Genomic DNA, 15,484 nt, shown 5'->3' on the forward strand with positions numbered 1-15,484 from the left:
TCGAGCCCCATGCATTCTCCACTTTCACGTCACAGCGCCCGCACATCACGTGCGGCGTCGCCAATTCCGACTCTCGGGTATGCAAGAACCAGCGGGCACAGCAGAATGACTCTGATGCGCGCCTTCTTGGCGCGGCCGCCCTATGACGAGCATGTGCGCCAGGTTTTCCGACGTGTAACTGATATTTTGCTCTTAAATAATGCGATGAGCAGCATTCTGCCGCGCAAATCCTGCAATTATCTGCCCGTACTTGAGGTACTTCACCTCAAGCGGATCATTTCAATTCGCAGCTCTTGCCCGCCATGCGCCAAGCGAACAGATCGACAGCTTCCCTGATCGCGGCATAACTCTGATCAAAATCTGCAGGTCTAACGCAGCAAGGGTGGCATCACGTAGATCGTATTCCCCAGCGAACGCAGGAGCAGATTTCGATCCTTGAAGAGGGCCTGGAGCTTCGAACCGAACCGGTGAGATAGCCTCGTTCGTTTTTAGATCGAGCGCTGTAATGGTGCCGGTCCGACGAACTTCGCGAAACGCGCGTCCAGCCCGAAACTCAATGGCGTGCTCGTGCATCAAGGCGACGCTTCAGTGCCACTTCGACACTTGTCGAACCGCTTTCGGAGAATAAGTCATGCTCAAGGCCAGGCGGCGTGAGCTGCAAGAGCTGCGCCGCAAGCTCCTCGGCTGGCTCGTGGGTGTAACCCGCAAGGACGATCTGATTGAGGTTGCTCGCCTGCTGCTGGATGGCGCCCATTATATGTCGATGGTAATGACCGTGTGTTACGACCCACCGGGACGAAATTGCGTCCATGATAGATCGACCGTCGGCACAGTAAAGGTAAGCGCCATCACCGCGCACGATCTTCGTCATCTTGTCTTGAAGCGCGTGCTGCGTAAACGGATGCCAGATTGCCGACTTGCAGGTTGACATTATCGACTGAAATCGTCAGCGCGGAACGAGCAATTGAATGCACTCTGAAGCGCGTCTGGCGTGAGAAGAGAAAGCCAGGACAATCGCCCTAACCAGCGCACACGGCCAATCTCACGAACTGCAGTTTGAGCTTCAGGGTTGCGTTCGCCGACCTTTCGAAGGGCCTCGATCATAGGAACGAATGATTAATGGTGCCGAGTTCGGTACCTGCGCAAAGCACGACCGGAAGCCGCCACGTCTCGAAGAGGTCAACGTAGAGCGTGTCTCCGATGGGCGGCACCATGAGCCCGCCGGCCCCTTCGATGTCGAAAGGCCGTTCTCACATGTCCGGCAGATCGATCGACCTGGCGTCAATGCAAACTCCGTCAATTTCAGCGGACTGATGCGATACGGCCGTTCGAAGACGGTACCGCTCTGGCCCTATCCGGTCGGGTGAGAGGCGCGCTAACCTTGAGACAGTTTCGGTATCGGTCTCTCCTTCGAGCCCAGCCTGTATCGGCTTCCAATAACTCGCGCCGAGAAGATCAGCCTGGCCTGCGGCGAACACGGTCTTCCCAATCCCAGCATCTGTACCGGCCACCACGATACGCAAACTCGTTGAGCCCCTCGCCCTTTGTCTCCGCAACGAGGGCATCGACCGTCGACACCGCATCATCCTCAGTGACGTTTAATGTCAGAGAAATTCGAAGGCGCGCTGTTCCCGCCGGCACCGTTGGCGACCCAATTCCACGACTATCGAAGTCGCGATCCTGCAACGCAGAGGCGAGCCGCATCGCACCGCCGTCCGTGTGAGACGGCGCGCTCGCCACGAGCCGGGCTCGTGCCAGCAAACGCCGCTGGAAAAGACCCAGTATCGACACTCCAACGGAGAATAAATGCAAGGGGAGCCGCGGAACGCCGCTTGACGTGTGTAGCGGCCGCCGTCAAGTAGGCTCGGATCTTGATTTTGGCGAGGTCGCGCCGCACAGTGCGTGCAAAGCCCGCGCCAGGTTTTGGCCTCGCCTCCGTGTGGAGATTCCCAGCCTCGTTGGTGATCAGGCAGTCGAATGGCTGTCACGACCGTAGCCCCCCTATCTCGGCAAGTTCGCTCTCTAGGTATGGGCGCGCGTCGCTTCTCGGCCATGGCACGTCAAAGCCAGTCAAGACGTTTGCGCGTTACTCGACAAACGTTATAGTCTGAGGATAAGCAGAGATATTCGCATAGCGATGCGTGATCTCCTCATCCACTTTTATGTCCTTTATTGCCACAATGTCTGCCCACGCGCCGCTCGCCGTATCGGTCCACAGTATTTGAGCGTTTGGGTTCAACGAGTGGTTCACCATCGAGATTAAACCGAAAACAACGTAGCCTGTCGGAGATTCACCCTTGAAAAGCCGATGATGCCTGACGAAGTAGTACTCCAAGACTTCCGTACGATCTAGCAGTTTGGCTTGATTTTCATCAAACCCCCAAGTTGGAGCACGTTCAATCAGGTCTCCAACTTTGAATGGAATATTCGCAAAAACCCCGCGGCCTTTTCGGGGCACCATTTTGACATACATGCTATTGCTGCGATCAAGTACTTTATCGATCATTGCGGCTGCCCTGTTGGTGTTGAGCCTTGTTCGTTATTTCAGGTTCACAACTGACGATGCGATCATTTGACCGTATGGCTACAGCGTGTGGACCAGGAACGCGCGGAGTAGTCTGATCGAAGAGAAGATGACGACGCAGAGCGAATTGTGCACTTACAGTGCCGACTATCGAAAGTCGGCTCCCCGTCATTCTCACCAACGTGAGACACTTTGGCTCTCGAACGCATTATTCATCATCCCCGTGGTGCGGAAATTCAAGAGATCGACAGGCAGTAGACGTCACCGCGCCTGCGGTGTTCGCCCATCACGGCGCCTAGCTGCCAAAAGGGACTTCCCACGGCCAGGACATAACTCGGACCGCCATTTAGCGCGAGGCAGAGCATAGATTAGCCGTTACCAAGCGATACCTCCCTACGAAGATAGTTACTAATACGGGTAGGTGATTTTAGGCGCCTAGGATGTATGTAAGATACGAGTTAGTAACAGCAGGGACGCGTCACGTGACGAACGCATTCGCGTTGACATCAATCTAACGGAGCCGAGAAAGTGGTCTCGTCCGCTTGTTCGCGGCAACTAAGCAAGCTTTTAGCTCGAGCGCGCCGCAAACATTCGATCGCGTGAAGAGAGCAGAGTGGAATCTACGGCGTCATCCCTCTCGTCTGACAAGGCGATCTGCAACAGCGATGGCCTGAATCGTCGTGATGGGCTGCTACTCGGAGACGATCTAATACCGAAGCTAAATTAGCTGCGGTTGCTAACGCGCTTGAAGGTTCGAGAACTGCAGTGTACGGCCCGACTGCCGCACTACCGAGCTTGATTGTGGGCCATTGGTTGGAAGGCCGATGAACGACGCAACGATCGATGCGCTCAGCAAACATTTCGCATCGAGCTATTTCGAAGCACGTCAGAGGTTTCGCGACTACGTTGGCGAGAGCTCAGCAGACAACGTCGCAGTGTATCCTTCGCCTGCGCGCGGACCAGGTGACGAAGAACTCTCGACGGATGTTGCCTGGTTTGGTGACGAACGCGCTCCGAAAGTAGGGATTATGGTATCGGCTGCGCATGGGGTGGAAGGCTATTGTGGATCCGCGGCACAGATTGATTGGCTGGCTGCGCGTGGTTACGAGAGTCTAAAGTCTGACGAAGCGATGTTGCTGATCCACGCTCTCAACCCTTATGGGTTCGCATGGGACCGGCGCGTCACGCAAGAGGGATGCGACCTCAACCGGAACTTTGTCGACTTCACAGCCCCCTTACCCCGTAACCAAGGCTACGACCTGCTTGCAGACTCCCTGATGCCGCGTGAGTTGAACGGACCACTTTTCATCGCTGCCGAGGCAGCAATTGAACAGTTTCGCGTAGCACACGGCGAAACCGCCTTCCGAAAAGCTCGAACGTCCGGACAGTATCGGCACCCCGCCGGCATGTTTTTCGGCGGTTTCGGCCCTACTGTTGCCCGTCAAACACTCGAGCGGATCGTATCGGACTATGCCGTTGAATTGCGCCGATTTGTCTTAGTCGTCGATTATCACACGGGTCTCGGACCTTACGGCTATGGTGAGCTGCAATGCGAGCAGGCATCAGGCATGTCAGGGTACCAACGTGCAGTTGAAATTTTTGGTCCTTCGGTCACATCGCCCGAGCTTGGCACCTCATCGGCTGTCGTGCTTTACGGCACTCAGGATGATTTTTGGCAGCGGTTCCTTGGTGATCGACACGTCTACGTTTGCTTGGAGTTTGGAACCTATGCTTCGGAGGCAGGAAGAGCAGCATTGCGTGCTGACCATTGGCTCCACGCATATGGCAAAGCAGAACTGGAAACAGACATGGGTCATGAAATTCGACGTCGGGTGAGACAGCACTTTTATCCGGAGAGAGACGATTGGAAGGAGTTAGTGCTATACCGTAGTCGGCAGGTGCAGCGGCAGATGATCGGAGGTTTGCGGCTATGAGAGTTCGGCCGTTCGGTCGCCATAGGCGAGATACCGGCGCGCCTAAACCGCAGCAGCAGAGAAGAAGCTCCAGTGTCGGGATGCCATGTGGCTATCAGGTGGCTATCCGCTCGGGGATGTCGTGCCGTTCGCACCGGCGCCGCGATGTGGCGGCCGGATTTGCATGCGCGCTAGGCGATCATCGAGGTTGAACTCCAACTTCGCCTCATAGTCCGCCGCCATCATGCTATGGACCCCGGACGCGCCATCACTTCGCGTCAGAGTCAGCACCCGCTCGGGATATTGCCTCGCCAGATCGAGCTATCCATTGTCGATTCGTCAACAGGTTTGCGGGACTTAGCGGTCGCTCCGTGTTTCTCGTCATTCGGTCTTAACGCGTGCCGGCCCCCTTTCCCTCGAGCGCATCCCGAGAAGCCCAGCTCGCCGGCTTCCTCAATACAACAAGCTGCTACGTCTTCCGGCGAGGCTTATGTCTTCGCTTCGGGATTCCACATGCCTGGGTGTTTTCGTGTTGCCATACGCGCTCCCGGTGCTCGTTAAGTCGGTCATTGGCCTGGAGCTTTGTTGAGGCCGGTGCTCCGCGCGGTTTTCCGACGTGGGCACGAATGGAATCTCGAAGGTCCTGGTGGCCCGTCCCGTTCCCGTTCCGAGACCCCAGCCGAACCTGTGAACCTGACCATAGCGACTTTTCCAATGCTGCCCCTGATCCAACACTGCGAAGGCTTCAGCAATCACATGGCTGCCACACGGCTTAAGCACCGCCCTCGCTAGCTTCACGAGCGACGTTACCTCCCCATGCAAGACTTGCTTCCAGCTGGCCGGGTTCCGCCTTTGCCGTGAGCGAGTCGCCTCCTCTTGGTTACGTTGAAAGGTTTCAGGTCATAGTTCCTTCCTTTCACGGGGCGTCTTGACGCAAGCGGGGGTGCACCTGCGGCGCAAGTTCTACGAACTCGCGACAGCCGGCCCCGAGTAGATCGCAAGCGAGGCGCTGACGCGCGTTGCCACGCTCTACACGATTGAGAACGTGTCCGTGGCTGCAGCGCAGAGGAGCATCGCCGAGTCCGGCAGCGAAGAGCCGGATGCCTTCGAAGGTTGGCCGAAGCAATCCGACACGTCTTTCACGCTGGCAAGTCTTAACACCTTCATCAATGGCGGAGGCACCGAACTCGACAATAATATTGTCGAACGATCAACCCTGGCATCAAGCTCGGTGGCGACAACGCGCTGTTCGCCGGATTCGACAGTGGCGCCGAAGATTAGGCCGTCGCAATCTTCTCGAGATTTCGTCAACGACGTTGACTTGAGGTCCTGACAAGACCCCTTAACGAACATCCAGCCGCGACATACCTGCTGCCATTGGCCCGCCGCGCTCAAGCTCCCAAAGTCGGCGCCTGAAAGCGGTCCCGAACGGTGCTACCGACCGAGCCAAGAGATACGACAGGCAATTTGCTCAGCAGCGGCACTCGGGGGAGCACGTGGCTGCTATCAGCTAGAGAGCGCTCATCTACGCTAAGTGAGCTCAAAGATTTTCCGTGGCGCACTCGTCAGGACTTCAACGCCGGATTCGGTTACGCGAAATGTCTCGCTAATGACGTAGCCAAAATCCTCGTCGATCATCCAGTTACCCAAATGCAGATGAAAGGTCATGTTCGGCTTCAGGACCGTCATGTCGCCTTCCTTGAGGCTAGCCGTCCGCTCCATCCAATCGATGCCAACCGGGTAACCACAGCGAGACTCTTTCTTGATACCGCGCGCCTCAAGCGTGCGATGGACTGCCCGGGCGACGTCGCTACACGTGCAACCGGCGCGAATAGTATCGAGTGCGGCCTCCAGGCCAGCGAGCTGAGCGTCATGGACGCGACGCAGACGCTCGGACGCGCGGCCAATTGAAAAGGTCCGACTGATCGGGGCAGTGTAGCCATGACGTACACCTGCTATTTCAAGGTTTACCTGTGAATCTCCGTGAAACACATCCTCGCTCCACGTGATGTGGCTTGTTCCTGTGCGCGGTGAGGAGCACAAAAACGGAGTTGCGGTCCAAGTTCCGGGCTTGCCATTGGCGCCACGCGCCAGCGTCGCAAGGATCTCGGCAATTGCGTCAGCTTCCCGCATGCCAGGGCGTATCACTTCCGCGGCGCGCATAACCCCCGCATCGCTGATGGCCGCGGCCTCCTTCATGAAGGATATCTCCGGGTCGGACTTAACCATTCGGATCCATGTTATGACGTCCGTACAATCCACAATCCGCGCTTGCGGCAGTCGCGCCATGAACTTCTGCGCTGAACGCATTGACAAGCTGCCCAGCTCAAGCCCGAGGCCGCGATTTGCGAGGCCCACATCCACCAGGAAATCGATCAGTGCATCGTAGCCGTTCGTCCCAGGGTCACCCATGAGCGCTTCTGGATACTCGACGACCTTGTCACGTTCTAGGAATGTCTGATGCAGAGCTGCCGGCACATCCATCTTGCGCAGGATGAACGTCGGCTCCTCTTGCTGGGCAGAAACCACCATACCTTTCGGGTCATTTGGCGATCTGGCGGTGTAACCACTGAGGTAAGTAATGTTTGCGCCTTCAGTTATGACGAGCGCATCGAGATCTCGCTGCTCCATTTGCGATTTCGCGGCGGCAAGCCTCCGCAGATACTCTGTTCGCGAGAACGCCTGCGGTCCTTTTTTGATATCCATGTCTTGCTCTATGTCACGGCTTGGACGCGTGTATGCTGAGAATTAAACAAGAGAGAGAGAGAGAGAGAGAGAGAGAGAGAGAGAGAGAGAGAGAGAGACAGAAAAATGAGCTGTCGCGTCTCAATGGCCGATCTTTTTGGCGAAAGCGGGACTTGGACAACTGTGACCGCTATCAATTATGAGGGGTCGGCGCCATGAACGCCCGATCGTTTGTGCCCGCTCCAGCGGCAGACCGCCAACGCGCAGTGCGGAGTGTCGACTTTTTGCGCGTATCTACTCCAAGGTACTCGCGTGAAACGCTGCCACTCAGCCGATTTTCCCGCACTTGCGCGCCGCGTTCGGTACCAGCGGGTTCCTGATCCTGTTGTGTCTGCTGTTCGCGGTTGGCGCTTGGCGCCTGTTCCTGTTTCCGGCCTTCCTTCCATAACCGCGCTGTTTGAGAGTGGATACAACCACGCGGCTCCAGAACGTCCGGTATAGCCCGCGCATGGGGCCGCGTATCAGTAGCTACCGCCCCGTCCACCTGGGCGCCCGCTTTTCAATGAAAGCTCGCGGCCCTTCCTTATAATCTTCGGTTTCCGCATTTTTTCCTGAGGCGAGCTCGCTGGCTTCGCGCAGAGCCTCATCATCTAAGTCATAGGCCTGCCTAGCGACACCAAGGCTGGCGCGCACTGCAAGCGGAGCATTCTCGCATATCGCCATAGCCAGCCTTAGCGCCTCCGGCATTAGCTGATGGCGCGGCACCAGTCGACTAATTAAGCCATAATGGAACGCACGCTTGGCCTCGAAATATGCGCCAGTCATGATCAGTTCTAGCGCGATAGCCTTTGGCAGCACACGTGGAAGCCGATAGAGCCCGCCGGAGCTCGCGAGCAGGCCGCGCTTGACTTCGGGGAGGCCGAACACAGCTTCCTCGACCGCGACGATCAGATCACAGGCAAGCGCAATTTCGGTACCGCCGGCAAGCGCAAACCCGTTGACCGCCGCAATCCAGGGCTTTGTACGCGGCTGATGCACGAAGCCGGCGAAGCCCCCAGCCTTGGTGCTGAGGCCACTGACAGATCCCGCCGAAATCGCCTTCAGGTCCGCGCCCGCGGAAAATGCTTTGTCGCCGGCACCAGTGAGAATAACCGCCCAGGTGTTCCGATCCCTCTCTGTGACGGTCACCGCACGCTCAAGACCCTGAGCGACATCCGCGTTGACGGCGTTTCGTGCATCGGGCCGGTTGATCGTGACCTGCATGACATGCTCTGCAACCTCGCAAGTGAGAACTGCGTCGTTCGTGCTCATGTTATCTCCTGATTTGTGTTGCGGTTGCCGTTTGATCTCTCCAGCCGTAGACCCTGCCATCATGGATTGTTTCGTGCTCGCCCGCCAATCGGAATGCCAAGATCATTGCCTCAATCTTCCGAACTATAGATACTCGATTGGCACCTCGCCCCCGGAGTGCAAGCCATGGCGCGTTCTTGCTTAGTCAAGGCTTTGCGGCTTTCTAATTCCCGATGGCGCTTCAGCAGAGGCAAAACGGGAGTGCGGTACGACGATCATCACTATTCCGTCCCCCCTCAAACATATTAGATCAAGGTCCCGCTCTCACTGACCCGGCGGAGATGATAATCGGCGTCGCCGAATGTGTTCTCGATCATCGTCAGCCGTTTGAAATAGTGGCCGATCTTGGCCTCCATGCTTATGCCGATACCACCGTGAAGCTGAACCGACTGCTGGCCAATGAATCTACCCGACCTACCGATTTGCACCTTGGCTGCCGCGACGGCAGTGGCGCGCTCGTTCGCGTTGTCGAAATCAGAGGCCATGGCCGCAAACATCGACATCGAGCGGGCCTGATCGAGTGCGACGAACATGTCGGCAGCGCGGTGCTGCAAACTCTGAAAACTGCCGATCGGCGCGTCGAATTGTCTTCGTGTTTTCATGTATTCGACTGTTGTCTTCAGCGATTCATCCATCAGACCGACGGCTTCCGCGCAGAGCGCCGTCCGAGCGTCGTCGACGGTACGCTCGATCAGCTGGAGAGCATTCTCAGGGTCACCGATTGCGGCATCTGCGCTCACTTCGACATTGCTGAAAGTGATGTCCGCGGCATGAGAACCGCTGTGCGTTGTATATGCCTTCTTTGCCAGGCCTGTGGCGTTGGCCGGCACGAAGAAAACGCCGATGCCTGCCCTCTCGCGCTGCGCGCCCTTGGTGCGCGCCGTGACGATCAACGTATCCGCGTTCCCGCCGTTGAGCACCACAAATTTGTCGCCGTTGATCACCCAGCCATCGCCATTCTTCCTCGCCGACGTGGTGACGTCGGAAAGATCATAGCACGAGCTCTTTTCGAGTTGGGCAAACGCAAAGGTCTTGCTGCCGTCCATGATCGAATGAATGTGCGCCTCCTTCTGCGCGGCCGAGCCGCCATGGCGCAAAAATCCACCGCCGATCACGACTGTCGCAAGATACGGCTCCAGCACCAAAGCCCTCCCGAACGCTTCCATCACGATCATGATTTCGATCGCACCGGCGCCGAAGCCCCCGTCGGTTTCTGCGAACGGCAACCCGAGCAGGCCCAGCTCGGCAAAGCGAGCCCACATGGCTTTGCTCCAGCCGCCTCTCTCCTTCGTATACTTGTTACGCTGCTCGAAATCGTAGGTGTCGGCCAACAGACCACCCACACTCTCCTTCAAAAGCCGCTGCTCCTCTGACAAATCGAAATCCATCTTTCTCTATTCTCCCACTACTCAATTCCGTCGTGGCCGGCCATGTTCCGCCTGCGGGCCGAAGCGGTTTTGGAGAGGCAAAGCCCTGAGACCACATCTTCCGTCGTAATCACGTGGATGTCCGGCTTAAGGCGGCCATGACGACTGTGCACGTAGCCGTATGCCCAAACTATTAGAACCCCAGTACTGCCTTGGCTATGATGTTGCGCTGGATCTCGTTAGATCCGCCATATATGGAGAGCTTGCGGTTGTTGAAGTAACTGGTCGCAATCTGCGCTGTCCAATCCATCGCTTCGTTGGAAGAATTCAGGTGCTCGTTATAGCGTGCCGCAAACGGCCCGATTACTTCCATCAGAAGCTCAGTGGTGGTCTGCTGGATTTCTGAACCTTTGATCTTGAGTACCGAGGAAGCGGGATTGGGCTTACCCTTGCCGGATGTGCCTTCTTCGGCGACGACACGAAGCTGCGTGAGTTCCAGCGCCTTCAGCTCGATCTCGCACGCAGCCAACTTTTCACGGAAAGCGGAATTCTCGATCAAGCGACGACCGCTGATTTCGACCTTTGACGCCAATTCCTTGATACGGCGGATGCGCTCCTTGGAGACGCCGACCCGCGCGATTCCGGTGCGCTCGTTGCCGAGCAGGAACTTTGCATAATCCCACCCCTTGTTCTCCTCGCCGACTAAATTGTCGATGGGCACCTCGACATCGTCGAAGAAGACTTCGTTCACCTCGCGGCCGCCGTCGATGGTCTGGATCGGACGCACCGTTATGCCTTTGCTCTTCATATTGACGAGGATGAACGAGATGCCCGCCTGCTTCTTCGCGGAGGGATCCGTTCGGCAGAGGCAGAACATCATGTCGGCATATTGCGCAAATGTGGTCCACGTCTTCTGGCCACTGATGATCCATTTACTGCCTTTGCGCACACCCTTCGTCTTCAAAGACGCAAGATCCGATCCCGCCCCCGGCTCGGAGAACCCCTGACACCACCAGTCGTCGACGTTTGCGATGCGCGGCAGATAGTATTCCTTCTGCTCCTTGTTACCGAATGTGAAGATGACCGGGCCGACCATAGAGACGCCGAAGGCGAGCGGAACCGGCACCGGATACATCTGCAGCTCTTCATTGAAGATGTAGTGCTGAACCGGCGTCCAGCCCGCGCCGCCATACTCCTTTGGCCACTTGCCCACACTCCAGCCGTTCTTGTTGAGGATGCGCCACCAGCTGACCATCTCCTGTTTCGAGACGTGTCGCTCTTCGACAAGCTTGCGCCGCATCTCAGCCGGCACGTTGTCACGCAGAAACGTCTTCACTTCCTCTCGGAATCCCTGCTCCTCTTTTGTAAATGCAAGATCCATCGCATTCTCCCATGGAAGGAGTTCGTCGTGCCGCGCACGCCGAGATCAGTATCAGGATTAGAACAATCGCCAGTCGTCCCTAGGGGACGCGGAGGCCTGCATCAACGCCGGAGCGAACTGACAACCGCATCGGCGCGATCTCAAGATGATCAATGGGTTCGCTTTTGCCGTGTCTTCTGGAATAGTCGAGGCCGATGGCGTCCCGGCAAATCAGCAGGATGTTGGGTCTTAGCTTGGCCACCGCAGCTAACGTTTTCTGCAGCAGGTTCGACGTGTCTGTATCGCGCTTGCCGTAAAAAGTGATTTGTCTCACTGAGGGCATCCTTCTCTTCAACAAGCAGCTGCTAAGATGGCGCGGCTATTCCGAGCGCACACTAAAACAGGCGGGCACTGCTCTTCTTGCCCAGCCCGAATGTTTTCACCCCTCCCGTCAGCCAGTGTAACAGCAAGCGTCGTGCCACGAGCGGCTTAAGGGTTGTAAGCTTTTGTCCTCGTTTCGAAAAACGCTCGCACGCTGCAAACTACGCCGCGTGTATCGAACTCGGCCGCCGTTCTACCGCTGTCAGAAACCGGACAAGAATAAGCATCGTTCGTGCACATCTCACGCGGTCTCTGAGATGGACCCATGAGGCGCACGAAGTGAAGCATAGCGGAAAAAGCGTGAGCCCGCGGACGACGGCCGAATTGGAGTAGCCTTCCGGACCGAGCCGATTCGTCGGGAGCGACCAATCACCCGCTACCATGGGGGACGCTCCCCCGGTCGGATTGGCCGTATCGATGCCCGCGTGGCGAGTTCGCGCGGAAGCAGCGCTGTTTTCTTCCACACCAGTAGGAATCCGCTAGGTTTGCGGTGGCTCGCTGCAACGTGGAGGGGGTGTGACGATCGGAGGCATTGCCAAGGATGACAGTCGCGATGCCAAACTAATGGCCGGATTACCGTCGCCGCAAGCTCGATGTCGAAGCCCCCGAGCCAGTAGATGCGTTTAAGAGCACGTGAGGGCTCCGCGTGGCTCGCGCACCGAGCCTTCCTGTGCGACGGAAGCGACCAAGTCGCCATTAGGCTTGAAGATCATACCGCGCGTGAAACCGCGGCCCCCATGCGCGCTCGGCGAGTCCTGTGCGTAGAGCAGCCATTCGTCGGCTCGGAACGGCCTATGAAACCACATTGCGTGGTCGAGGCTTGCCGATATCATGCGTCCGTCAAACAGCGTGCGACCGTAGCGCGCCATCACCGCGTCAACCAACGAGAAATCCGATGCATAGGCCAGCGCGCACATATGCAAGGCCTGATCGTCAGGTAGCTTTGCCGTGGTCTTGATCCAGAAATGAACGCGACCGTCATGGATCTTCTGACCGAAATAACGGCCGATCTCGACAGGACGCATTTTTACGGGACGGTCGGATCCGTAATAGATTTGGACAATCTCCGGCATCTCCAGATACATGGGCTGCTTAGACAATTCCTCGGCCGTGAATTTTTCCGGCGGCGGTATTTCGGGCATTATATTCTGATGGTCGAAGGCGCTCTCCTCCTCGGCGTGGAACGACACCATGATAGAAAAGATCGTATGGCCATGCTGGACAGCATTGACGCGGCGTGTGGAGTAACTCTTGCCGTCCCGCAGGTGTTCGACCGTGTAAACGATTGGCGCTCGGGTATCACCAGCTCGGATGAAATAACAATGTAGCGAATTCGGCAGCCGACCCTCCGCTGTGCGGCATGCAGCGACCATAGCCTGTCCGATCACTTGCCCGCCGAACACACGTAGCGAGCTGGTCTTTGGACTCACACCGCGGAACAGGTTCACCTCGATCTGCTCGACGTCGAGAATGGCAAGTAGGTCGATCAGGCCTTTGGACATTTACTACCTTTGATTACTCGGACTCCGCGGAGATCGCAGATCCATGAAACCGAACGCTTGAGGTGTCGGCTTTCTCTCACGCTCAGTAGATTTCTACTTTTCCTGCTCGGCTACCATGAACCGCATTGATTTGCGCCAGCTCAAGGGATCTCATTGAACTCTGGCTTGAAACCGTGCGGCCGCCATTGCGGTAAAGCCTCCTTTTGCAATCGCCGTGCCGCAAGAGAGCGCTGTTAGCCTTGCTTAATTATTGCAGATCCAAGTCCTTTTCATTCCGCGCCAGGGCGAATGCTTACACGTCGCTGTACAGTTCCAGACATTGAGCATCGAACTGGACATAGACGAAGACGACATGACCAGAGTGAAATCCTTGGGCAGGACGTATGACCGCCTGGCTCGCAATGATCCCATCTTCTCGCACCCGCTCGGAGCACGCGTTCAAGATCAGAAAGGGAAAAAGGGGCTCCTTCAGCTTGCGTTCGCAGAACGCTTTCAGCGACGCATCCAGCCGCTTGTTGATGGCGCCGCGCGTCCACTCTGAGGGCGCTAGCGCTCGAACAGCTCGGTCGAGAACCGCCCCCTACGGTCCTGCGGCACCTTGAGCTCGATCTTCCCGAGCCGAGTGATCAGCGACTGCGTGTAGTAGCGGGAGCGATAGCGAAGCCGTGCTTCCGTGCGCTTCCCTTCCGCGCCGAGCGTCTCCGCTATCTCCGCTTGAAGAACCTCCTGCAAGGGCCTTGGATCAGCGGCTCGAGGTTGTCCGACGCCAAAAAGCTATTTGACGGCAGAGACATCCGCCCTACTCTTCGTCACGGCCATGGTGGTCCTTGCTCCTCTGCGAGCGGTGATCTTCACAACCACCGGACTTACCATGATTGCTTCAGGCCTCTCAGTTTGCAGACCCTCCCGCACACTACCCGCACCACTCACACTCCATTCGAGGTCATGGCAATGCTAGCGCATCCCTCTGTGACCAACTTGATGAGGCTCATCGCCGGCGGACACGGGGAATTTCCTGACGGTGCGTTGTCCGACTCTGGAGCGACACCACACGCCTGACAAATGGCTCATTGCCGCCGATGGGAGAGCGCCGCCGTCAGGTGGCTGAAACTGACCATCAGTGTCACTTGAGGTTCGAGCAGCGATGCTTGCAGACGGCTCGAGGCAATCCTCTTACTCGGACTAGGAGCTGCGTTCTACACCGAACGTAACAGCTCGGCGACGCAATGGCCAAGCGGAGCGATGCTCGCCGACTTGAGGACGCCTTCCAGATCAACCTTAGTTGGGGCACTCGAGCCACCGACCTAACGAAGTGGGGGCAAACCGTCCGGAAACGCTCAAACCAACACCGACTGCCCGTTCTTGGCGACGGTAACTCTGCGCTCTCGAACATAAGCTTCGAACGAGATCGAATTGCCATCCCTCCAAAGATGGACCGTAATGATCTCACCAGGGAACACCGGGGCAGAAAAGCGGACCCGATGACGAAGGAAGGCAGAGGGATTATAGTCGGCGTACGTCTGCAATACGGCCCTGCAGGTCACTCCATAGGTGCACATTCCGTGGAGAATGGGCTTGGAAAAGCCCGCCAGACGCGCAAATTCCGGATCGCTGTGCAAGGGATTTCGATCACCGGACAGACGATAGACCAGTGCTTGGTCGGTCCGGGTCGGGATATCGATTGATCTATCAGGTGCTCGGCGAGGTACTTGGTGGGGCTCGGGCATTCCCGCCGACGGTCCGCCAAAGCCGCCGTCGCCCCTCGCAAATATCGAAGAAATAATCGTGGCAAGCTTGTCGCCGGCGGCATCTCTAACGACGACCTCGTTCTGAACGATCGCGCCCTTCTCCTTACCCTTGTCGTAGACGCCGCGCACGCGCGCATCGGCGGTGACGCTAGCGGCGACGGGCATCGGCGCGTGAAACGTGATGTCGCGTTCGCCATCAACGACCATCACTCGGTTGAGGTCGATCGCTCCGGGGCGCGCCCCCCAAACACAAACCGAAGCGAAGGTCGGAACCACCTTGAGCGACTTGGGTGTTGCAAATGCCTCGTTGACAAATGGCAGTTCCTTTTCATTCAGAGGATCGGAGCCCATGCCGATACCCAGTGCATAAAGCATCACCTCCCGGTCGCTCCACGAGTAGGGAGCCGCCTCCGTTTTGAGGTCAAGTACTGCAGGATAATCAATAGACATCAGGCCATTCCGTTGTTGCTATTCCGCGAATTGACTTTCGCTCAGTCCGGCGGCAGCGGCGACGCTCCCAGCTAGAGACCGACCCAATCCGGCCCAGCTGCGCCTGCTCGGATACAAAAAGTTCTTGGACTAGGTGCGCGCGGTTCTCCAGGCGATGGAACGTTCAGAAACGCATCCACGCCTGGATCATCACGGCGTCGGATT

Annotated in this window: 10 protein-coding genes and 4 pseudogenes; 2 read left to right on the forward strand and 12 right to left on the reverse strand. The window is 57.3% G+C overall.

What is annotated here, in order from left to right:
- Nucleotides 1-574: 574 nt before the first annotated feature.
- The 4 genes and pseudogenes from ACSKB8_RS03510 to ACSKB8_RS03525 all read right to left on the reverse strand — a co-directional run.
- Nucleotides 575-931 (reverse strand): annotated as a pseudogene (locus ACSKB8_RS03510) (aminotransferase class III-fold pyridoxal phosphate-dependent enzyme); the annotation flags it as partial.
- Nucleotides 931-1,565, reverse strand: a pseudogene (locus ACSKB8_RS03515) (dethiobiotin synthase). The pseudogenes ACSKB8_RS03515 and ACSKB8_RS03510, both read right to left, overlap by 1 nt.
- A pseudogene (locus ACSKB8_RS03520) lies at nt 1,456-1,707 on the reverse strand (8-amino-7-oxononanoate synthase); the annotation flags it as partial. The pseudogenes ACSKB8_RS03520 and ACSKB8_RS03515, both read right to left, overlap by 110 nt.
- A gap of 379 nt (nt 1,708-2,086) precedes the next feature.
- A complete protein-coding gene (locus ACSKB8_RS03525; protein ID WP_438102525.1) occupies nt 2,087-2,506 on the reverse strand; it encodes an SET domain-containing protein-lysine N-methyltransferase in 420 nt (139 codons plus the stop codon).
- Between the two features lie 842 nt (nt 2,507-3,348).
- On the opposite strand from ACSKB8_RS03525, the gene ACSKB8_RS03530 reads away from it, so the two are divergent.
- The gene (locus tag ACSKB8_RS03530; protein ID WP_438102526.1) at nt 3,349-4,458 is read left to right on the forward strand and encodes a DUF2817 domain-containing protein; all 1,110 of its coding nucleotides are present in this window, start codon (nt 3,349-3,351) and stop codon (nt 4,456-4,458) included.
- Between the two features lie 1,030 nt (nt 4,459-5,488).
- On the forward strand, nt 5,489-5,770 hold the full coding sequence (locus ACSKB8_RS03535; RefSeq protein WP_438102527.1) for a hypothetical protein: 282 nt from the start codon (nt 5,489-5,491) through the stop codon (nt 5,768-5,770).
- Between the two features lie 197 nt (nt 5,771-5,967).
- Here the strand turns inward: ACSKB8_RS03535 and ACSKB8_RS03540 are convergent, their stop codons facing one another.
- The 8 genes and pseudogenes from ACSKB8_RS03540 to ACSKB8_RS03575 form a co-directional block, all read right to left on the reverse strand.
- Nucleotides 5,968-7,143 (reverse strand): M24 family metallopeptidase, encoded by a 1,176-nt coding sequence (locus ACSKB8_RS03540; RefSeq protein WP_438102529.1) that lies wholly within the window; start codon nt 7,141-7,143, stop codon nt 5,968-5,970.
- Between the two features lie 507 nt (nt 7,144-7,650).
- Nucleotides 7,651-8,433 carry an enoyl-CoA hydratase-related protein gene (locus tag ACSKB8_RS03545; protein ID WP_438102531.1) on the reverse strand — a complete coding sequence of 261 codons (783 nt, stop codon included), beginning with the start codon at nt 8,431-8,433 and terminating at the stop codon, nt 7,651-7,653.
- 284 nt (nt 8,434-8,717) lie between these two features.
- On the reverse strand, nt 8,718-9,860 hold the full coding sequence (gene pimD / locus ACSKB8_RS03550) for a pimeloyl-CoA dehydrogenase small subunit (RefSeq protein ID WP_438102532.1): 1,143 nt from the start codon (nt 9,858-9,860) through the stop codon (nt 8,718-8,720).
- Nucleotides 9,861-10,032: 172 nt separating this feature from the next.
- A complete protein-coding gene (gene pimC, locus ACSKB8_RS03555) occupies nt 10,033-11,220 on the reverse strand; it encodes a pimeloyl-CoA dehydrogenase large subunit (RefSeq protein WP_438102534.1) in 1,188 nt (395 codons plus the stop codon).
- A gap of 79 nt (nt 11,221-11,299) precedes the next feature.
- Complete coding sequence (locus ACSKB8_RS03560; protein ID WP_438102536.1) at nt 11,300-11,533, reverse strand: hypothetical protein; 234 nt, start codon at nt 11,531-11,533, stop codon at nt 11,300-11,302.
- Between the two features lie 670 nt (nt 11,534-12,203).
- Nucleotides 12,204-13,082, reverse strand: coding sequence for an acyl-CoA thioesterase II (gene tesB / locus ACSKB8_RS03565; RefSeq protein WP_438102537.1), 879 nt, complete (start codon nt 13,080-13,082; stop codon nt 12,204-12,206).
- A 382-nt stretch (nt 13,083-13,464) separates the two neighbouring features.
- Nucleotides 13,465-13,901 (reverse strand): annotated as a pseudogene (locus ACSKB8_RS03570) (transposase); the annotation flags it as partial.
- A 518-nt stretch (nt 13,902-14,419) separates the two neighbouring features.
- The gene (locus ACSKB8_RS03575; RefSeq protein WP_438102539.1) at nt 14,420-15,280 is read right to left on the reverse strand and encodes a MaoC/PaaZ C-terminal domain-containing protein; all 861 of its coding nucleotides are present in this window, start codon (nt 15,278-15,280) and stop codon (nt 14,420-14,422) included.
- Nucleotides 15,281-15,484: the final 204 nt, after the last annotated feature.

Origin of the sequence: Bradyrhizobium sp. BR 1432, assembly GCF_051547705.1 — a bacterium.
Classification (GTDB): domain Bacteria; phylum Pseudomonadota; class Alphaproteobacteria; order Rhizobiales; family Xanthobacteraceae; genus Bradyrhizobium; species Bradyrhizobium zhanjiangense.